The following is a 20768-nucleotide window of genomic DNA, read 5'->3' on the forward strand; positions in this document are numbered from 1 at the left end:
AAGGGGGAATTCAATATGGAAAGGGCAATAATTCTCGGAATATATGATTTTATAGGATATAGCCTGTGCAGGTATATGCTTGATCGGGGCGTTGAGATAGATGGGATCCATCCAGAAGGAACAAAAGAGGATTATTTTACAGAAGAAAAACGCCTGGAAATCGGCAGGAATGCCAACTTCACAGAAATAGGCCTTCAAGACTGGCAAGTTGAAGAAGCAGAAGGTTTTCTCTTTGTGACTTTGTTTGAATCGCTCCAGTCACGGAATATGAAAAATGATTTAATGGAAGCACTTTTAAGCAAACTAGACAACCGACATTTGAAAAATCTGCCGACAGCCGTAATACTGCCTGCATTTTTTGCCGAGGAAAATGTGGATTTGAGAGAAGAGGATTCTAAAATAAGCAGGTTTATCAGCAGTCGGGAATCAACGCTACTGACAATCTACTTGCCAACCATTTATGGACCCTGGCAGCCGGAGGAGTGTTTCTTTCAGCAGGCAATGTCTCATTCTTCCATTGAAGGGAGGAAAATTCCTGATATTACTCAATGGGAGTGGCTGCATGATTGTTTGTATATCGATGATGCTGTGAAAACGATAAAGGAAATGGCTGAATCGGGCAACAAGGGCCAGTATATACTGTCGAGTGGAGAACGAGGCAGATGGCTGCAGTGTGCAGAGGAGCTGATTGGCAAGGAACCTGCGATACTTAGAAATGAGGTTCAGCCACCAATATATAAAGGGTCTATCCAAGTCAGGACAGTAGAAAGAAATGAGCAAATCAGCAAGGGGTTAAGCAGGCAAAAGGAGCATTTTACCCGGATACAGGACAGCAGAGTCTGAGTGAATTTCGATAAACCACTTTTCAAAGTTATACTCCAGAGAGTAAAATGGTAAAAGATTCTTATAATCGGTTCCATTTTAATAAAGCGGGCACTGGATGTTGTGAAGGATTTGCACAGTGGCGCATAAAGGAGATGCATCGGATGCTGAAACGTTTCGGGCTAATATTGTTAAGCCTTCTTTTGCTTGGGGGATGCGGACAACCACTAGCAACTGGCAAGGTGGAGAAAGTCGGCCTGTTGGTGCCTGAAACTATTAATGATCAGGTGTGGGGGACGAAAGGATATCGTGGACTTCTGCAAATCCAATCCAGCCTGGAGGTTGATGTCTTTTTCAAAGAAGGAATGAATTCGCAGGAAGCTGTAGAGGCTGCGGTGAGGGAGTTTGACAGGCAGGGAGTCAACCTTATTTATGGGCATGGAAATGAATACGCAGCCTATTTCAATAAAATTTCAGGGGAATATCCTGATATACATTTCATTAGCTTTAATGGGGATGCCAGGGCAAAAAATACGACAAGCTTGAATTTTAAGGCATATGCCATGGGCTTTTTTGGCGGAATGGTCGCGAGCCACATGTCTGAAACCGGCAAAGTCGGAATCATTGCAGCATATGAATGGCAGCCTGAAGTGGAAGGCTTTTACGATGGAGCAATCTTTGAAAACGAAGATATGAAGGTGGACATACGTTATGTTGGGCACTGGGATGACCAAAAAAAGGCACTCGATGTCCTGGATGATGTTCTGGATGACGGAGCTGATGTCATATATCCTGCTGGAGATGGGTATAATGTACCTGTCATTGAAAGAGTAAAGGACCGAGGCTTGTATATTATCGGTTATATTTCAGACCAGTCGGATTTCGGTGAATCGACGGTATTGACGAGTACTGTCCAGCATGTTGATGACTTGTATGAATTGACGGCCGATAAGTTTAATAATGGGGAGCTTAAATCTGGCAACCTGTCATTCGACTTTCAGGATGGTGTTATTTCTCTGGGGAAGTTCAGTCCTAAAGTCGATGCCAACTTCAGGGAAAGAGTAGGCACTTATATTAACTCTTATAAAGAAAACGGTAAATTGCCCAACCAGTAATTATTATTAAAGGAGACAATAGACATGCAAAGCAATGACAAAACGATGGAGTTCATGCAAATTGCCATGAAGTACCTTCCGGAAGCGCAGCAAAAACTACAGGAGGCAGGCATTGAGTTGACTATGGACAACCTGCAGCCATTTTTCACGCTTTTCACAAATGTAATGAATGAAGCTTATGAGCTTGGAAAAGCTGATGCTGCAAAGGAATAATATACATATAGGAAAAGCTGAGGCTCGCCTCAGCTTTTGTTTTTATCCATAAAATGATCAAAAAGTGGTTTAACCTTTCCCACTAGCGGCTTGAGCTCTCTGGCTGATGTGATCAGTGTATCTACATGGTACATCACTTCATCTAAATCGATTTGTCCCAGATACTTGTTGAGGGGAGAATCATTTTTCTCACTTTGCTCACTTGAATCTTCTTTGTATCTTGGCTGCCCGAACATAAAATGATCGAAATGCGAATTCTCCCGCTCTCGTTGATCGGGACTCTCTTCATTCTCTCTCTTTAGCCTGAAACCAAATAAGTCTCTGTCTCTTCCATCCTCCAATTTCACTCCCACCTTTCTATTTTTCTATTTATTTTCAGATTGTAAGCAACTGGTTAGACTGGCTTATTTTAATCTGCCTTGCGCGTTGAAGAAATGCCCAAAAGCAAAGGTCTTCACTGTAGTTTATGATTCATATGGCCACATGGACTAGGGCATGTGCGGAAATCTCAATTTTCAGTTGCAGATAGAGAGCAGTTTCTGATAAAATTAGTACCAAGTCATAATATTTGATAATAATAATTTTAGCGAAAATAGACAGAATCCAAGATAAAAGGAGATGGATCCCATGAATGCAGGGATAATTGGGGTTGGGCGGTATTTGCCGGAGGAAGTGGTAACAAATCTTGATTTAGAAAAGAGGATGGATACTTCGGACGAGTGGATCCGGTCCAGGACAGGGATTGAAGAAAGAAGAATAGCAGGCGATGATATGGATACCTCGGATTTAGCCTATCGTGCTGCAGCGGAGGCAATCAGCAATGCTGGAATTTCAGCTGAAGAGATCGACTTGATTCTTGTTGCGACAGTTACGCCGGATCAGCCATTTCCTACCGTCTCGTGCATGCTCCAGGATCAGCTTGGGGCGAAAAAGGCGGCCGCCATGGACCTGAGTGCTGCGTGCGCGGGATTCATGTATGGAATGGTTACCGGAAAGCAATTTATTGAAGCTGGCACTTATAAGTATGTTTTAATAGTAGGTGTAGAAAAGCTTTCCAAGATAACCGATTGGAAAGATCGTAACACAGCCGTGCTTTTTGGTGATGGAGCCGGCGCGGTTGTCATGGGACCTGTTTCTGACGGTAAAGGAGTTCTTTCATTCGAGTTAGGCTCTGACGGTTCCGGCGGAAAGCATCTGTATCAGGATGATTATATTGTTATGAATGGCCGTGAAGTGTTTAAATTTGCGGTTAGGCAAATGGGTGAAAGCAGCGTCAATGTCCTTGAAAAAGCTGGACTATCAAAAGAGGATGTTGATTTCCTAATTCCTCATCAGGCAAATATCAGGATCATGGAATCAGCCCGACAGCGACTTGAGCTTCCAGTAGAAAAAATGTCAAAGACCGTCCATAAATACGGAAATACATCAGCCGCGTCAATTCCGATCTCGCTTTTTGAAGAGTTGGAAGCAGGGAAAATCAAGGACGGCGATGTAGTGGTAATGGTTGGCTTTGGCGGCGGGTTGACATGGGGCGCGATCGCCATGCGCTGGGGTCTATAAACAGATTATTAGATGAACTTTATATTATAGATAAAGGAGATGCAATAATGATGGAGAAACGCAGAGTCGTTGTTACTGGTATCGGGGCTGTAACGCCTCTTGGAAATGACGCGGGAACAACCTGGAATAATATACTTGAAGGTGTATCGGGAATTGGCCCGGTTACGAGACTGAATGCCGATGATTTCCCAGCAAAGGTTGCAGCAGAGGTTAAGGAATTCAATGTTGAAAACTTTATTGACCGTAAAGATGCAAGAAAGATGGACCGCTTTACTCATTATGCTGTTGCCGCTTCATTGATGGCCGTGAAAGATTCAGAACTTGAAATCACGGATGAAAACGCTCCGCGAGTAGGTGTATGGATCGGTTCAGGTATCGGCGGGATGGAGACATTTGAACAGCAGCACGAAACGTTCATGAACAGAGGATATCGCAGGGTCAGCCCATTCTTCGTGCCGATGATGATTCCTGATATGGCAACTGGACAGGTATCCATCACACTTGGCGCGAGAGGCTTTAACTCTTGTACAGTCACAGCATGTGCAACTGGAACTAACTCAATTGGGGATGCCTTCAAGGTTATCCAGCGCGGTGACGCTGACGTAATGGTTACTGGCGGGGCAGAAGCGCCGATTACAAGAATGTCTTTCGCAGGCTTCTGTGCAAATACAGCGCTATCTACCAATCAGGATCCGCAAAAAGCGAGCAGGCCTTTTGATAAAAATCGCGATGGATTTGTTATGGGCGAGGGCGCGGGAATTGTTGTTCTTGAAGACCTGGAGCACGCTTTGGCCCGTGGAGCAAAAATCTATGCTGAAATCGTAGGTTATGGTGCTACCGGCGATGCCTATCACATTACCGCACCAGCTCCTGAAGGGGAAGGCGGAGCAAGAGCAATGAAAATGGCTCTTGACGATGCAGGCCTTGCACCAGAAGAAGTAGGTTACATTAACGCCCACGGAACAAGTACTGAATATAATGATAAATATGAAACAATGGCCATCAAATCCGTATTTGGAGAGCATGCATACAAGCTTTCAGTCAGTTCAACCAAATCAATGACAGGCCACTTGCTTGGAGCAGCAGGCGGGATTGAAGCGATTTTCACGGTTTTGGCTTTGAATGAAGGGATCCTGCCTCCAACCATCAACCTGGAAACACCTGATCCAGACTGTGATCTCGATTATGTGCCAAATGCAGCACGCAAGCAGCAGGTAAATGCTGCAATCAGCAACTCACTGGGCTTCGGCGGCCACAACGCAACGATTGCTTTCAGAAAATACGAAGGATAATGGAATACGAGGGAGAGACCCTCGCAATATAGAAGCAGAAACCCTGTTTAGTTATCGGGTTTCTGCTTTTTATTTTGTATTTGGCATTGGTGCGGAGCAATTGATGTTGGGCGATTCCACGTTTTTTCGCTGGTTTGTGAATTTTGGTGAATGGATCCACACTGCATTACCCGAAAATGCTTCAGAATATATTTTTCGGTTAAAGAAACGTATCTTCATTACCCGAAAATGCTTCAGAATATATTTTTCGGTAAAAGAAACATGTCTGCATTACCCGAAAATGCTCCAGAATATATTTTTCGGTAAAAGAAACGAGTCTTCATTACCCGAAAATGCTTCAGAATATATTTTTCGGTAAAAGAAACGAGTCTGCATTGCCCGAAAATGCTCCAGAATATATTTTTCGGTAAAAGAAACGGGTCTGCATTGCCCGAAAGCACTTTCGCTCTCGTATTTCGGTAAAAGCAACCCCCGTTACTCCCTGTCCTTTAGCTACCCGAGCTTTACTTCTGAAAAAAAGGAAAAATTTCGCACCCCAACCTAGACTAAAAAATACCCAAATCTATTTTCTTGAAAAAGTATTTTTCCTTCAAAAAGCATGCATTTAAAAAATGACTACGGAATATTGTCTTAAAAAAAGTAATGAAAGTGTAATAAAAGAACTACGTCTCTAATAATTAATAATTATCAGAATCTTTAACTGGTCAGAAAGTCAATTCTCTTTATATCAATTTCATGGGATAGGCGGTGTGCAAGAAACGTGACAGCCTTATTGGAACTAAAGAATCTAAAAACCTATTTTAAAAGGAAAAAGACAGTGATTCCAGCAGTAGACGGAGTGGACCTTGTGATTAATAAAGGGGAAACTGTCGCATTGGTGGGGGAGTCGGGGTCTGGAAAAAGTATTACTTCTCTATCTATCATGCGATTGATTCCTAGTCCGCCAGGGGAAATTGTGGACGGGCAGATCCAGTTTGATGGCCGGGATCTTGTCAAAGCCAGCGAGGAAGAAATGTGCAGGATTCGCGGCAATGACATTTCGATGATTTTCCAGGAGCCGATGACATCGCTGAATCCTGTGCTTACCATCGGGGAACAAATCACGGAGGTCCTGACATATCATCAGGGATTGAACCAGGCGATGGCCAAGAAAAAGGCAATCGATATGCTCGAACTAGTTGGTTTTTCCCGTGCGAAGGAAATCATCAATGATTATCCGCATCGGCTTTCGGGGGGCATGCGCCAGCGGGTGATGATTGCGATGGCGATGAGCTGTAATCCGAAGCTGTTGATTGCGGATGAGCCGACTACAGCATTGGACGTGACCATACAGGCGCAAATCCTGGACTTGATGAAGGATTTGAGCACGAAGTTCAATACCTCCATCTTGATTATTACACATGACCTCGGAGTGGTTTCTGATGTCGCTGACCGGGTTGTCGTCATGTATGCAGGCCAGGTCGTAGAAGAAGCAATGGTGGAAGACCTGTTTGAAAACCCACTTCATCCTTATACAAATGGTCTGATGGGTTCAATTCCATCGATAGACGAGGATCATGCGCGGCTTGTCTCAATCGAAGGAAATGTACCATCACCCGAGAATCTGCCAAAAGGCTGCCGTTTTGCCCCACGCTGCCCGCATGCTTTTGACCGCTGCTACAGTGAAATGCCAAGTCTTATGAGGAAGTACAACACCAGGTCTGTAAGGTGCTTTTTACATGATGGCAAGGAGGGGGAGAAATGATCTCAACAAATGAATCTCTTGAAAATAAAACATTAAAGAATAGCTCCGAAACCTTGCTTGAATTACAGGACCTAAAGAAACACTTTCCTATCAAATCTGGTTTGCTGCAAAAGACAGTTGGTCATATAAAGGCAGTTGACGGAATAAATTTGAAGGTGAATAAAGGAGAGACATTAGGAATCGTGGGAGAATCAGGCTGCGGCAAATCGACTGTCGGAAGAACGATTATCCGACTCTATGAACCTACTGATGGAAAAATCATCTTCAATGGCCAGGATATCTCCCATCTGTCAGAGAGCGATTTGAGGAAAGATGTACGTAAAAATATCCAGATGATTTTCCAGGATCCCTTTGCTTCGCTCAATCCGCGGAAAACGTTGAGATCGATCATCAGGGAACCGCTCGATACCCACCAAATATTTAAAGGCAAAGAACGGGATGCACATGTTGAGGGTTTATTGGAAAAGGTAGGACTTAATGCTTCCTTTATCAATCGTTATCCACATGAATTTTCGGGGGGGCAGAGACAGAGGATCGGGATAGCCAGAACACTGGCGTTGAACCCGGAATTAATTATAGCTGATGAAGCAGTTTCTGCACTGGATGTCTCCATTCAGGCACAAATCATCAATTTGATGGAGGACCTTCAGGAAGAATTCGGCCTTACTTATATCTTTATATCTCATGACCTAAGTGTTGTCAGGCATATAAGCGACCGGGTAGGGGTTATGTACCTAGGAAAAATGATGGAGCTTGCCTCCAAGAAAGAGCTTTATGCAGAACCGCTCCATCCGTATACACAGGCGTTGCTTTCAGCTGTGCCGGTGCCCAGGAAGAAAGGTGTCATGAAGAGGGAGCGGATTATTTTAAAAGGTGAGCTGCCAAGCCCGGCAAACCCGCCAAAAGGGTGTGTCTTCCATACAAGGTGCCCAGCCGCATTTGACCTTTGCAAACAAGTGAACCCGGACTTCAAAGAAGTCAAGAGCAATCATTTTGTTGCCTGCCATCTTTATACATAGGGCAGCTGCAGGATTTGAAGGGGGGAGATAGGAACACCTTTCTGCTTGTCTTAAAAACTAGTAAAAAAATTTAAGGGGGAAAAAATGTGAAATTAAGAAAAGCTTCCTGGTTGTTAATCAGTCTTACCCTGATTCTGTCAATCTTCCTGACTGCATGTACAGGAAATCAAGCTGATGATCCGAAAGAAACTCCTGGAGATGATGGCAAAAAAGAAGAAGAGCAGGCCACAGGTCCGCAGCAAGGCGGGGATTTGATCATTGGTTCCACTGGTGCACCAACAGTTTTCAACCCGCTTTACTCAACTGATACGTCAAGCTCTGACATTGAAGGGTTCATTTTTGACAGTCTTGTATCATCCGATACGGAATTCAATCCGACGATGAGCATGGCTGAGTCAATTGATATCTCTGAAGATGGCCTGACATTTACGGCAAAATTGAAACAGGGAATCAAATGGCATGACGGAGAAGAGTTTACTGCGGATGACGTTGTATTCACTTTCAGCATTCCAAAAGACCCTGATTATAATGGTGAGCGCGGATCAGCTTTCGAAGCAATGGAATCCGTCAAGAAAATTGATGACTATACTGTTGAGTTCAAGCTGAGCAAGAAGGATGCTTCCTTCTATCCAGTATCACTAAGCTATTACATCCTGCCTGAGCATATCCTTAAGGGTGTTCCTGTTGCCGAGCTGGGTGAACATGAATTCAATACGAAGAGCCCGATTGGTACTGGTCCGTTCAAATTCGTTGAATGGAAAGACGGAGAGTATGTAAAAGTTGAAGCGTTCGATGATTACTTCCAAGGCCGTCCGTACCTGGATACACTTACTTATAAAATCGTTCCTGATATGGATGCCATGATTGCGCAAATCCAGGCTGGTGATATCCATTTTGCAGCTGGAGTTCCAGGAACAGATATTGAAACCGTCAAGTCATTCCCAGGTGTTAAAGTGGAGTCTGGCCTTGGTCTTTCATACACATATCTGGGATACAACCAAAAGAATGAACTGTTCAAAGACAAAAAAGTCCGTCAGGCAATCACTCACGCAATTGACAGGGAAGCAATCGTCAGCTCTGTCATGAACGGAGACGGGAAAGTGGCGCATGTTCCGGAAAGTCCACTATCGTTCGCATACAATGAAGATGTTCCGAAATTTGAATTTGACGTTGAAAAAGCAAAGTCATTACTGGCTGAAGCTGGCTGGAAGGATTCAGATGGCGACGGAATTCTAGATAAGGACGGCAAGAAATTCTCCTTCACGGTAAAAACAAACCAGGGTAACAAAGTAAGGGAAGATATTGTCGTGGTCCTTCAGGAGCAATTGAAGGAAGTAGGAATCGAAGCGAAGCCTGAAATCGTTGAATGGAGCGCGTTCATCGAGCAAATCTCTGCGCCGAACTGGAATTACGACGCGCTTGTTCTTGGATGGAGCTTGTCTACATTCCCGGATCAGTATGATATTTTCCACACTAGCCAGATGGAAGCGGGCCTGAACTTCGTATGGTACTCGAATCCTGAAGCGGATAAGCTGATGGAAGAAGCGAAGCAGATTCTTGATCAGGATGAGTACAAAGCAGCATATGCCGACATTTATAAGATGCTGGCAGAAGACCAGCCATACACATTCCTGTATTATCCAAATGTCCACAGGGTCATGCCGGCTAATCTGGAAGGCTATGTGTTCCACGCGAAGGATGATTTTTATGATATCTCCAAGTGGTGGCTGAAACAATAGGATCAGGATGGGAGGGAAGGGAAAATCCCTTCCCTTTCAAATTTAATTATCTCTTATTACTAAAAGGAGAATTGCCATGCTTTCATATATCATTCGCCGAGTACTGATGGCCATTCCTTTGCTGCTGGGCATTACCATCGTCTCTTTTGCCATCATGAAGCTGGCCCCTGGGGATCCTGCCAGCTTGATGATGGATCCGACGATCAGCCCTGAGGACAAGGCCAGGTTCATGGAGAGATACGGTCTCAACGATCCGGTTCATATTCAGTATTTAAAATGGCTGGGAGCCATGCTTCAAGGGGATTTTGGTACATCACTGATCCGCAAAGGGGTTCCTGTAATGGAAATGATCATGAACAGGATGCCGAATACGATTTTATTGATGGTCGTTTCGACTCTCCTGGCATTGCTGATTTCCATTCCATTTGGAATCATTTCGGCCACAAGACCTTATTCGAAACTTGACTATACTGTAACCGTTACATCATTCCTTGGTGTAGCAACCCCAAACTTCTTTCTGGGCTTGATCCTGATTATGGTTTTTGCCGTTCAGAATAACTGGTTCCCAACAGGAGGGGTGGCGACCCTGAATGCCCCGTTCAGCCTCTGGGACAGGATCCACCACTTGATCATGCCGGCATTCGTTCTGGCAGCGGCAGACATGGCAGGGCTGACTAGGTATACAAGGTCGAGCATGATGGAAGTGATTAAGCAGGATTATATGAGGACTGCTAGAGCGAAGGGATTCAAGGAGAACAAAGTCATCTATAAACACGGCCTTCGAAATGGGTTGATTCCGGTCATCACGATTTTTGGCCTGATGATTCCTTCATTCATTGGCGGAGCGGTCATTGTTGAAAAAATCTTTACCTGGCCGGGAATTGGCTTGTTATTCGTAGATTCTGCGTTCCAGCGGGATTATCCTGTACTGATGGGATTAACTGTCATTTCGGCGGTTTTCGTCGTGATCGGTAATTTGATCGCAGACATCCTGTACGCAATCTTTGATCCAAGGATCGAGTATTAAGGGGAGGTAAACATGGCAAAAACAAATCTAGCTGGAAATCAATCTGGCAGCCTGGAATTGCACGGTGTTAACACCTCGCATGACACAATGCTTGGAATCATAGTCAGGAAATTTGTGAGAAACAAGCTTGCCGTTTTTGGCGGTATTTTTCTGATCATCATTATAGCTGCTGCTCTGTTAGCGCCAATAATTGCCCCGTACTCACCTTCCAAGCAGAACCTGCTTTTAAAACTGCAGCCGCCGAACAGTGAGCACTGGCTCGGGACGGACAGGTTTGGCAGGGATGTGTTTTCAAGACTTTTATTCGGAGCAAGAATTTCTTTATTGGTCGGATTTGCCTCTGTACTTGGCTCGATAACGATAGGAACCTTCCTCGGAGCTGTCGCAGGCTATGTTGGCGGGATTGTTGATGCCATGATCATGAGGTTTGTCGATATCATCCTGTCAATCCCATCCATCTTCTTATTGATTACGCTGGTTACGATTTTCAAGCCGGGAGTGGATAAGCTGATTTTAATCTTCGCGCTTTTGGGGTGGACAACTACTGCACGACTTGTCAGAGGTGAATTCCTTTCATTAAGGTCGAGAGAGTTTGTCCTGGCATCCAAGACGATAGGTACAAAGACGCCAACAATCATTTTCTCACATATCCTGCCGAATGCAATGGGCCCGATCATCGTCTCGGCAACACTGGCAGTTGGCTATGTCATTTTGGCCGAATCAGGATTGAGCTATTTGGGTCTTGGAATACAGCCGCCGCACGCAAGCTGGGGGAATATGCTCCAGGACGCACAGAATTTTACGATTCTCTTGAAATCATGGTGGTATCCGCTAGCGCCGGGGTTAATGATCCTGTTGACCGTCATTTGTTTCAACTTTGTCGGCGATGGTCTGAGGGATGCGCTCGATCCGAAGATAAACGAGTAATATTTAATCTTAAGCTGGAATCAGGAAAACATATAGTTACTGTAAAAAGCCAGGGACCTCTCTGGCTTTTAGTCTTTATCCAGGGGAATTATATTGTGGATTCCACTTTTTGTTCATGTTGGGAAAATTTCTTTATGTAAAGGATTCCTTCGAACCATTGGCTGTTAATTTCATAAAATGGCTGTAACGAAGCAAAGCAAGTGGAGGGAATGCAATGTGATCGTCAGGACAGATAAGTGGCTAGAAACTGATTTTAACGATATAAAGAAAGTTTGTGAAAACCTGCTAGGACATTTTAAGGGAGCCGATGATCCCCAAAAAATCTATTCCTATTTAAAGAACTTTGGCATGTACAAGCCGGACCGAAGAAACAAAAGGGTTTTCGAAAATCTGAAAAAGGAAGGCTACTGGAGACGGACAGAGGAACTCTTTAAAAAATACAAAAAGAAATGGAATGGACCGGACATTCCAATCTTCATTTTTCCCATGGATCAATCGAACTCGAGGTTAATGAGGGAAGGGAAAGGAAAATCAGGACTTTCCTTCATCGATAAAATGTTCATTTTCCTGACACCTGTCGATGACAAGAAAGAGCTGGAAGCATTGTTCGTCCATGAATACCACCATGTTTGCAGGATGCAGGCACAAAAGAAAAAACCTGAGGAATATACTCTTCTGGATTCAATAATTTTAGAGGGCCTAGCTGAGCATACAGTTGCCGAAAATTGCGGTGAAAATTATACAGGGGATTGGAGTAGACGATATTCGACAAAAACTTTGGCTGACTTTTGGAAAAAAGAGGTGGAAAACAAGCTCTTTATAACGAGAGAAGACCGTCAGCATGATGAAATTTTGTTTGGATTAGCCGGTAAACCAAGGCTTCTGGGCTATGCTATAGGCTATGAAATAGTAAAACAATATAAACAAAAAGGAAATTTTACTGAAAAAGCATCATTTAAGATTCCTTCCTGCGAATTTACAAAGTTACTAAAATTTTAATAATTTTCAAAACCTAAAAAACCCAGTATCCACGGGTTTTTTTACTATTTCTAAAAAATTATAAATTTCCCAATTGAAAAAAAAGTATTGCAAATGTAATAAATCTGTAATAACATTTTATTAAAATATATCGAATTTGCAGAATATTTTATTATTTAAAATGTGAGAAGGTGTCCAAATGAGCAACTATTCAATACATAATGAAGCACCTTTGCTTGAGGTCAAGAACCTTGAAACAGCTTTTAATATCGATGGCGAATTTTATAACGCTGTAGACAAGGTGAGTTTTGCTGTCAAACCAAGGCAGATTGTCGGGGTTGTTGGCGAATCAGGGTGCGGTAAATCGGTTATGAGCCTATCGGTCATGCAGCTCCTGCCAAAAGGGGTTGGAAAGATTCGAGGCGGCGAAATTGTTTTCGAAGGAGTTCATCTCGAACAGTTATCTGAAAAGGAAATGAACAAAATCCGCGGGCGGGATATCTCAATGATCTTCCAGGAACCCATGACATCGATGAATCCGGTTTTTACTATAGGATTCCAGCTGCAGGAAGTATTGTTCAACCATACAAAAATCTCAAAAGCAGAAGCAAGGCAGAAGAGTATCGCGCTATTGAAAAGCGTTGGCATTTCCCGACCTGAGAAAATCGTTGATGAGTATCCGCACCAGTTATCCGGAGGTATGAGGCAGAGGGTCATGATTGCGATGGCCATTGCCAACCAGCCAAAGCTTCTGATTGCGGACGAGCCTACAACAGCATTGGATGTAACAGTCCAGGCCCAGATTCTCGAATTGCTCAAGAGTATCCAGGAAGTTAATGATATGTCGGTCATTATGATCACACATGACCTTGGCGTTGTTGCAGAAATGTGTGACGAAGTCATCGTAATGTATGCAGGCCGCATTGTTGAACGTGCTGATGTCGACACACTGTTCTATAACCCGAAGCATCCATACACAGAATTGATGATGGGTGCCATTCCTAAAATGGATGAGGACAAAGAAGAACTAAGCTCAATCAAGGGAATTGTCCCGTCGCTTAAGAATATGCCTGCAACTGGCTGCCGATTCGCAAACCGTTGTCCGAAAGCAATGCCAGAGTGTACAAGTATCACTCCACAGCTTGGAGAAATCGAGCAAGGACATGAAGTGGCGTGCATTCTATATGAAGCAAGTATGCCAAAAGAAGGAGTTAAGGCATAATGAGCAATACAACTTTAACAGAAAAAGAGAATTTGCTGGAAATTAAGAATCTGAAAACCTATTATCCTGTAAAAGGCGGGTTTTTCCGCCGGACAATTGGCAATGTCAAAGCTGTCGATGATGTTTCATTCGAAATTAAAAAGGGTGAAACATTGGGTCTAGTAGGGGAATCTGGCTGCGGCAAATCAACAACAGGAAGAACCATTATCAGATTGTTGAATGCGACAGATGGGGAAATCGTTTTTGAAGGCAAGGATATCACAAAATTGAGGGGCAAGACACTCCAGGCTATCCGCCAGGATATCCAGATGGTCTTCCAGGATCCTTACGCTTCACTTAACCCAATGCAAATGGTCGGTGACATTGTCTCTGAACCAATCCGGAACTTCAAGAGTGCTAGCTTGAAAGACTTGAAAGATGAGGTAATGGATTTATTGACTAAAGTAGGTCTTCCTGAAGATGCTTACTATAAATATGCCCATGAATTTTCAGGCGGGCAAAGACAAAGAATCGGCATTGCCAGGGCGCTGGCGCTGAGACCAAAGCTGATCATTGCTGATGAGCCGGTATCTGCCCTTGACGTATCCGTGCAATCCCAGGTTCTCAATCTATTGAAAGAGCTTCAGAAGGAATTTGACCTGACTTTCTTATTTATCGCTCATGACCTTAGTGTCGTTAAGCATATGAGTGACCGGATCGGCGTAATGTATCTCGGCAATATGGTTGAAATTGCCGACCGCAACAGCATGTATGCTGAGCCGCTCCACCCATATACCCAGGCTTTGATTTCAGCCATTCCAATGCCGGATCCGCGCAGGAAGAAGGAAAGGATTGTACTTGAAGGAGATGTGCCAAGTCCATTGAACCCTCCAACAGGCTGTCCATTCCATCCGCGCTGCCCAGCAGCGATGGCAGAGTGTTCTCAAGTGAAGCCAGCTTTAAAGGAGGTGAAGCCAGGACACCGAGTTGCTTGCCACCTTTACTAGGGCAATAATTTTTGCAAACAAATACATTGAAAAACGGGGGGAAAACCATGAAGAAACCATTGCTTTGGCTAGCTATGCTAGTATTGGTTTTATCAACATTCCTTGCTGCGTGCAGCGGAGGAGAAACAAAGAAGACAACAGCTGATCCAAAAGAAGACGACAAGGATAAAGCAGCAGAAGAAACAGGACCGCAAGATGGCGGTACATTGACTTACGCTTTAAGCTCTGAGTTCAAAGGCCTTTTGAACTGGAACTTCTACGATGCTGACGGAGATGATGACATCATCGCATTCTTCGACGATGCATTGATCGACTATGATGAAAACCTTAAAGCAGAACCAAACATCGCTAGTTGGGAAACTGAAGATAACAAGGTCTTCACATTCACATTTGAAAAAGGCGTAAAATGGCACAATGGCGAAGAATTAACAGTTCATGACTGGGTATTCGCTCTTGAAACAATCGCTACTCTTGGTGGAGAACACCAGCGTTGGTCTAACGTAAACACAATCGAAGGTGCAAAGGATTTCAACGAAGGAAAGGCTGACAAGATTGCAGGTCTTGAAGTTGTTGATGATTATACTTTGAAAATCACTTTTGACAAAGCACGCGTAAACAACCTTGAGAATGTTTGGGCTTACCCACTTTCACGCAAGGAATTTGAAGGAATCGACCCTAAGGATATGGCTGCTTCTGAGCAGGTCCGCACTAAGCCTGTAGGAACTGGTCCATTCAAAGTTGCAAAGGTTATCCCTGGTGAATCAGTAGAACTAGTTAAAAACGAAAACTACTGGAAAGGTGCTCCGCACTTAGACAAGATTGTTGTTAAAGTTATCGATTCTTCACTTACTACTGGAGAACTTAAGAATGGATCTCTTGATATGACTCCATTCCACCCAACAGTTCTTCCAGAAATTGAAGCTCTTGATAATGTTGAAGTAGTAAAATATCCTGGCTTATCTTACTACTATATCGGTTTCAAACTTGGTAAATACGATGGCAAGAAAAACGTAATGGACAAAGATAAGTATGCAAGCAAGGAATTGCGCCAAGCTATGCTTTATGCAATCAATCGTGAAGAGTGGGTAGATGCATTCTTCAGCGGACTTGGAAAGCCACTTAACCGTCCGATCCCATCATCACACTGGATTGCTGCACCTAACGAAGATATGCCTGTTCAGTACACTTATGATCCAGAAAAAGCAAAAGAAATCCTTGATAAAGCTGGATACGTTGACAAAGATGGCGACGGATTCCGTGAAGATCCAAAAGGTGAGAAGTTCACTGTTAAGTTCTCTCACTATGCAACTGGAAACCCAACTTTCGAAGCTCGTGCTAAAGCTATGACTCAGTATTGGGAAGAAGTTGGTTTGAAATCTGAGCTTCAAATGACTGACGTTAACCTTTACTACGATCAAATTGAAAAAGATGACCCAGCTCTAGAAGTATTCTATGGCGGATGGGGAACTGGTGCAGATCCGGATCCACTACCACTTTGGGGAATTGAATCTGTATGGAACTACCCACGTTGGGTAAATGAAGAAGCTCAAAAGCTTCTTGAAGATGCTGTTGACTTAGAAGTAGTTGGAACTGACACTGAAAAGCGTGCACAATTGTATGCTGACTGGCAGAAGATTTTCAACGAAGAAGTACCATCACTTCCAATCCTTGAGCTAGAAGAAGTTATGGCTGTTTCTAAGCGCGTTCAAGGTGTTACTTTCGACGTATCAGGCTCTAACTCACCTCATGAATGGTGGATCAAGCAATAATCATTAAGTACCACCTATTCAGTTAAGGAGAATGCATATGCTTAAATACAGTTTACGACGCATACTCGGCATGATTCCTATGCTTTTCCTTATCTCTATTGTAGTGTTTTCCCTGGCGAAACTTATGCCAGGGGACTCACTCAGTGGGGAGATAGATCCGAACAATACGGATCCGGCATACATAGAAGAGATGCGCGAGAAGCTTGGTTATAATGACCCTATCCACATTCAGTATTTCACATGGATCTCAAACTTCATGCAGGGTGATTTCGGGAAATCTACCCGATACAAAATCCCGGCAAGTGAGATCATTGCAGAACGACTACCGAATACGATATTCTTAGGATTTTCCAGTATTTTAATTACTTATATTCTAGCATTTATCATGGGTATTTATGCCGGAAGAAAGCCATATACACTTGGCGATAACGTCATAGGTACCGCCAACTATATTGGATTGGCACTCCCATCATTTGTAGCCGGGGTGTTCGCAATCTATTTCTTCTCATTCACATTAGGCTGGTTCCCTTCAAACGGTTCTGTGGATATATCTACAACCGAAGGTACAGCTGCATATTGGTTAAGCAGAATTCATCATGTTTTCTTACCAGCACTTGTATTAGGCTTATTGAGTACCGCAAGCTATACGCAATTCCTGCGTAATGACATTATAGAAAACAGCCGTAAGGATTTCGTAAGAACGGCACGTGCTAAGGGCACACCGGAAAAGAAGATTTACAATCAGCACATCTTGCGCAATTCAATCATCCCGCTGATTACGTTCCTTGGATTTGATATCGTAGCATTGGTCGGTGGAGCAATCATCACCGAAACAATCTTCACTTATCCTGGGATCGGTCAATTATTCTTGAACTCTGTCAGCCAAAGAGACTATCCAGTCCTTATGACATTGACAATGATGTTCTCATTCTTGACACTGTTTGGAAACCTTGTTGCAGATATTTTATATGGAATCGTTGATCCAAGGATCAGGCTTGATTAAGGAGGATGGCTATGCAAGTTTCTACAGCAAATAATACACAGATTAACCTGAAGCCGGAAAAAGGCATGTCTCCTTGGGCCATCGCTAGAAGAAAATTTGTGAAAAACAAGTTGGCGATGACAAGCTTGATCTTCTTGGTTTTCGTCATGATTGTCTCTTTCCTGGCTCCATACATTACAACAACAGATATAACAAAAATCAACATTGGCTCAATGTCCTTAAAGCCATCTGCAGAGCATTGGCTGGGAACGGACAAAAACGGGCGTGACGTTTTTACCAGATTGTTATACGGCGGAAGGGTATCTCTCTTAGTCGGAATTAGCTGTACTCTATTCGTTATATTCTTTGGAACGATTGTAGGATCAATCGCAGGATATTTCGGCGGTATCGTTGACAGCATGCTTATGCGCTTCACCGATTTCGTCCTGAACTTTCCATTCCTTGTTTTCGTAATCGTATTGGCTACAATTTTCCATGGTAAAATCAATGGTCTTGTTATCCTGATCATGGTTATCAGCTTGCTGAGCTGGGGCGGGGTAGCGAGGATTGTCCGAAGCAAGATTTTGGCGGAAAAGGAGAATGAATACATTCTTGCTGCCATCTCAATCGGATGTTCACCTTTCAAAGTAATTACAAAGCATTTACTGCCAAACGTTCTATCAACAATCATCGTACAGGCAACGATCCTGTTCGCTTCCATGATTGTCGCAGAAACTGGACTAAGCTTCCTGGGATTCGGTGTACCATCCGAAATTCCATCATGGGGTAACATGCTGGCATTCGCAAATGAACCAGACGTACTACAAGGAAAGCCGTGGATCTGGATTCCACCTGCACTAGCCATCACACTCACGATTTTGTCAATCAACTTCGTTGGTGAAGGCCTAAAAGATGCATTGAATCCAAGATCACGCCGTTAAAAAATCTACCATACAAAGGTAGATTTTTTATTTTGCTTATTTTTCAATCAGAGGGGTGAGGTCATAGACCCGCCCTTTTTTAGAGCCTGCGTAGGGAAGACTGAGTGAAATCAGGAAAGAAGAGGCGGACTTCCGTTTTGATTTTGGTATTAACAAAAAATCGGAAAATTGACTGAGCGTAATAGTGTTGCCATAGAGAAAGTAATAATCACTTAATGCGAGGATGTGGGCAGTTTTAGATGTAGTTTGGCATACAGGGCAATACCAGCTTCCATGAATTTTGTGCATAGATATATCCATGCATTCCGGACATTGGACTCCTTTTCTCACATCACCAGGGTGAATCGAATAGGTATCAAAAATATTGGGCTTATAGGGTACATGAAATTTTACTAGCTGTTTTGCTATTCTTTTAGTCTCCTTCATTGTAGTTATCTCTTTTAGATAACGTTTTTCTAAGTCGATAATCCTCGCTATTAGATGGCCAGCTTGTACAACTCGGAAGTTATTGTAAGAGTTATTTCCTTTTGATTTTATAATGGTTGAAGGTCTTGATATAGCAATAAGGTACTCGAGGTTTAATAAGGGTAGGTTATGATCATCAAGCCATTGTGACAATAGCCTGACATGTCTTTGAACTTGGGTGAAGGGATCACGGATGCCTTCTTCTTTTTCGTTGAAAATCCGAATGCACTGATTGAATTCATGGTCAAAGACAATTGTTCCGGCAATATTCTTGGAATCAATAATGAAAGAAACGCTGGGGGAGAGCAGGAGGGAGTCGATTTGAAAGAAGTGGACACCATGCTGTAACCGGAGATCATTAATAATCAGATAGTTATTTTCTTTAAGAAACGATAATTGGTAATCCAGTTCTTTTTCACCTCTTAATCCTGCAAGTTTTTTTCGATATTCTTCTTCTATTAAGGGCAGTTTCGGATGATTTACATCGAGTCGGCGGATTAAAGCCTCCTCTGCTTTCAATTTATAGGGTATGTCCCTGTCTTTATAAAACAAAATCATCACTCCTTTTGATGGTTTATAGGAGACAATTCTCTAAATTACTGTAAACTCCTCTCGTTGAGTGTGAAGAATTAGTGAAATCAAGGATATATTCCTTAAAATCCTCATATATTCCTGAATTAGGTCAGGATATTCCTTAAAATCTGGTTTTATTCCTAAAAACAAGTGGATATTCCGTAAAAAATGAATATATTCCTAAATGTCATAAATAAACACCTTTCAGTACTTCCTCACCAACTTTCCTCATATATATGATAAAAATGGACAGGCCGGGGTGAGCTAAGTGTGTGAAGCAAATTTCTGTTGTAAAGAGAGTCAATTTTATGATTTTTAGATTGTTTGTTTTGACAATTGGTTTTAGCTTGGCTGTATCCGGGGGGATCAGTACAATCGCATATTTGAATATGATCACAGCCGGGCACGGTGTGGACGAGTATTTATCCTTCATCTCCCGAAGAGTGGAATGCTACTTGCTGCCAGCAGGAATCGGGATCATCTGGTTAAGCATTTATTGGCCTCATAATAATGATATAAATTGATCTTCCTTATAAGGAATATTTTTACTTAGTGCTGCCCATACTGATGGACAAACAGTTTCTTGAAGTGAGGGGTTAAAAATCATGTTGTATCTTCATGATGTCTGGGTAAACTGGTTCGAAGGGGAAGAGAATGGCTATAATGTCTGCCATTTCCACGAATGGCGGAAGGATGATGGTGTTGAGCTGCTTGACCAGGTGCCGCTTCTGAAAATTGATCATCTGTTATTTAACTACATTGAAAATGATTTATCTGAGTTGCCTCAACAGCTTCTGGATGACATTTACCGTAAGGCGTATTTGAGGAAAAACCATGAACGCACACAGCTTGATTACTGCTTCGTCGTCTCGGATGGAACCGGAATACTTGCTGTTGACACGATCGGCTATAATATCCCAATCCGAAAGAGCCGGCTTATCCCGCGTCAGGAACAGCTGGTGTACGAAATGATTGAAAATCAGGATACGATCCAATATGGATTCAATGATCAAAGTGCCTTAAAGGATTTCCATATCTTATCACCTTCACCGGATTTAATGAGGGGGTTGACGCGTAAGGAAAGACAGTTAAAGCAATTATTGTTCATGGCCATGGACCAGCTGAATTCTTCAAAAAATGTAGCTGAAGTCAGATATTGGTTTACTGAATGGAAACCTGAACTATATGAAGAAATTCAACGTCTCTCATTTGAAGAGGTGTGGGAGCAATTATATGAAGAAACAAAGTTTGGCTGGTCACCTAAGCACCAGAAATTTTGTGAAAATATAATTAAGGGTCAGGCCTTTTTCGAAAAACTTTGGGAAATGGAACACGGCCCAAAAGTGAATTAAGTAGCCTAATTGAAATAAAAAGGAGCTAACACAGTTCAAGTG

General features: G+C 43.0%; 20 protein-coding genes. 18 read left to right on the forward strand and 2 right to left on the reverse strand.

Features of this window, described 5'->3' with window-relative positions:
• Positions 1-15 precede the first annotated feature (15 nt).
• The 3 genes from FOF60_RS06570 (at position 16) to FOF60_RS06580 (ending at position 2150) form a co-directional block, all read left to right on the forward strand.
• On the forward strand, positions 16-843 hold the full coding sequence (locus tag FOF60_RS06570) for an NAD-dependent epimerase/dehydratase family protein (protein ID WP_192472257.1): 828 nt from the start codon (positions 16-18) through the stop codon (positions 841-843).
• Between the two features lie 143 nt (positions 844-986).
• On the forward strand, positions 987-1937 hold the full coding sequence (locus tag FOF60_RS06575) for a BMP family ABC transporter substrate-binding protein (protein ID WP_192472258.1): 951 nt from the start codon (positions 987-989) through the stop codon (positions 1935-1937).
• A 24-nt stretch (positions 1938-1961) separates the two neighbouring features.
• Positions 1962-2150 (forward strand): ComZ family protein, encoded by a 189-nt coding sequence (locus tag FOF60_RS06580; protein ID WP_041967344.1) that lies wholly within the window; start codon positions 1962-1964, stop codon positions 2148-2150.
• Positions 2151-2179: 29 nt separating this feature from the next.
• On the opposite strand, the gene FOF60_RS06585 is transcribed toward FOF60_RS06580, so the two are convergent.
• Complete coding sequence (locus tag FOF60_RS06585) at positions 2180-2491, reverse strand: hypothetical protein (RefSeq protein ID WP_192472259.1); 312 nt, start codon at positions 2489-2491, stop codon at positions 2180-2182.
• A 286-nt stretch (positions 2492-2777) separates the two neighbouring features.
• Here FOF60_RS06585 and FOF60_RS06590 point away from each other — a divergent pair, with 286 nt between their 5' ends.
• From FOF60_RS06590 to opp4C (FOF60_RS06650), 13 genes are all read left to right on the forward strand, one after another.
• The gene (locus tag FOF60_RS06590; RefSeq protein WP_192472260.1) at positions 2778-3710 is read left to right on the forward strand and encodes a beta-ketoacyl-ACP synthase III; all 933 of its coding nucleotides are present in this window, start codon (positions 2778-2780) and stop codon (positions 3708-3710) included.
• 50 nt (positions 3711-3760) lie between these two features.
• Positions 3761-5002: a beta-ketoacyl-ACP synthase II gene (fabF, locus tag FOF60_RS06595; RefSeq protein WP_192472318.1), complete on the forward strand. Its 1242-nt coding sequence runs from the start codon at positions 3761-3763 to the stop codon at positions 5000-5002.
• A 760-nt stretch (positions 5003-5762) separates the two neighbouring features.
• Positions 5763-6746 (forward strand): ABC transporter ATP-binding protein, encoded by a 984-nt coding sequence (locus tag FOF60_RS06600; RefSeq protein ID WP_192472261.1) that lies wholly within the window; start codon positions 5763-5765, stop codon positions 6744-6746.
• Complete coding sequence (locus FOF60_RS06605) at positions 6743-7765, forward strand: ABC transporter ATP-binding protein (protein WP_192472262.1); 1023 nt, start codon at positions 6743-6745, stop codon at positions 7763-7765. Before FOF60_RS06600 ends, FOF60_RS06605 begins: the two co-directional genes overlap by 4 nt.
• A gap of 86 nt (positions 7766-7851) precedes the next feature.
• Positions 7852-9504, forward strand: coding sequence for a peptide-binding protein (locus FOF60_RS06610; protein ID WP_192472263.1), 1653 nt, complete (start codon positions 7852-7854; stop codon positions 9502-9504).
• 76 nt (positions 9505-9580) lie between these two features.
• The gene (locus FOF60_RS06615) at positions 9581-10531 is read left to right on the forward strand and encodes an ABC transporter permease (RefSeq protein ID WP_192472264.1); all 951 of its coding nucleotides are present in this window, start codon (positions 9581-9583) and stop codon (positions 10529-10531) included.
• A 12-nt stretch (positions 10532-10543) separates the two neighbouring features.
• Positions 10544-11458, forward strand: a complete 915-nt coding sequence (gene opp4C, locus FOF60_RS06620) for an oligopeptide ABC transporter permease (protein WP_192472265.1) — start codon at positions 10544-10546, stop codon at positions 11456-11458.
• Positions 11459-11674: 216 nt separating this feature from the next.
• On the forward strand, positions 11675-12457 hold the full coding sequence (locus FOF60_RS06625; RefSeq protein WP_264647651.1) for a DUF2268 domain-containing putative Zn-dependent protease: 783 nt from the start codon (positions 11675-11677) through the stop codon (positions 12455-12457).
• A 178-nt stretch (positions 12458-12635) separates the two neighbouring features.
• The gene (locus FOF60_RS06630; RefSeq protein WP_192472267.1) at positions 12636-13658 is read left to right on the forward strand and encodes an ABC transporter ATP-binding protein; all 1023 of its coding nucleotides are present in this window, start codon (positions 12636-12638) and stop codon (positions 13656-13658) included.
• On the forward strand, positions 13658-14644 hold the full coding sequence (locus FOF60_RS06635; RefSeq protein WP_192472268.1) for an ABC transporter ATP-binding protein: 987 nt from the start codon (positions 13658-13660) through the stop codon (positions 14642-14644). The genes FOF60_RS06630 and FOF60_RS06635 overlap by 1 nt, the downstream gene beginning before the upstream one ends.
• A gap of 47 nt (positions 14645-14691) precedes the next feature.
• Positions 14692-16413 carry an oligopeptide ABC transporter substrate-binding protein gene (gene opp4A / locus FOF60_RS06640; RefSeq protein ID WP_192472269.1) on the forward strand — a complete coding sequence of 574 codons (1722 nt, stop codon included), beginning with the start codon at positions 14692-14694 and terminating at the stop codon, positions 16411-16413.
• 37 nt (positions 16414-16450) lie between these two features.
• Complete coding sequence (gene opp4B, locus FOF60_RS06645) at positions 16451-17416, forward strand: oligopeptide ABC transporter permease (protein WP_192472270.1); 966 nt, start codon at positions 16451-16453, stop codon at positions 17414-17416.
• An 11-nt stretch (positions 17417-17427) separates the two neighbouring features.
• A complete protein-coding gene (gene opp4C / locus FOF60_RS06650; protein ID WP_192472271.1) occupies positions 17428-18336 on the forward strand; it encodes an oligopeptide ABC transporter permease in 909 nt (302 codons plus the stop codon).
• A gap of 36 nt (positions 18337-18372) precedes the next feature.
• Here opp4C (FOF60_RS06650) and FOF60_RS06655 read toward each other — a convergent pair whose 3' ends face one another.
• On the reverse strand, positions 18373-19353 hold the full coding sequence (locus FOF60_RS06655) for a nuclease-related domain-containing protein (protein ID WP_192472272.1): 981 nt from the start codon (positions 19351-19353) through the stop codon (positions 18373-18375).
• Positions 19354-19682: 329 nt separating this feature from the next.
• On the opposite strand from FOF60_RS06655, the gene FOF60_RS06660 reads away from it, so the two are divergent.
• Both FOF60_RS06660 and FOF60_RS06665 read left to right on the forward strand, forming a co-directional pair.
• A complete protein-coding gene (locus FOF60_RS06660; protein ID WP_192472273.1) occupies positions 19683-19898 on the forward strand; it encodes a YuzI family membrane protein in 216 nt (71 codons plus the stop codon).
• Between the two features lie 81 nt (positions 19899-19979).
• A complete protein-coding gene (locus FOF60_RS06665; RefSeq protein WP_192472274.1) occupies positions 19980-20726 on the forward strand; it encodes a YjbA family protein in 747 nt (248 codons plus the stop codon).
• Positions 20727-20768 lie beyond the last annotated feature (42 nt).

It is taken from the genome of Mesobacillus jeotgali (assembly GCF_014856545.2).
Lineage (GTDB): Bacteria > Bacillota > Bacilli > Bacillales > Cytobacillaceae > Mesobacillus.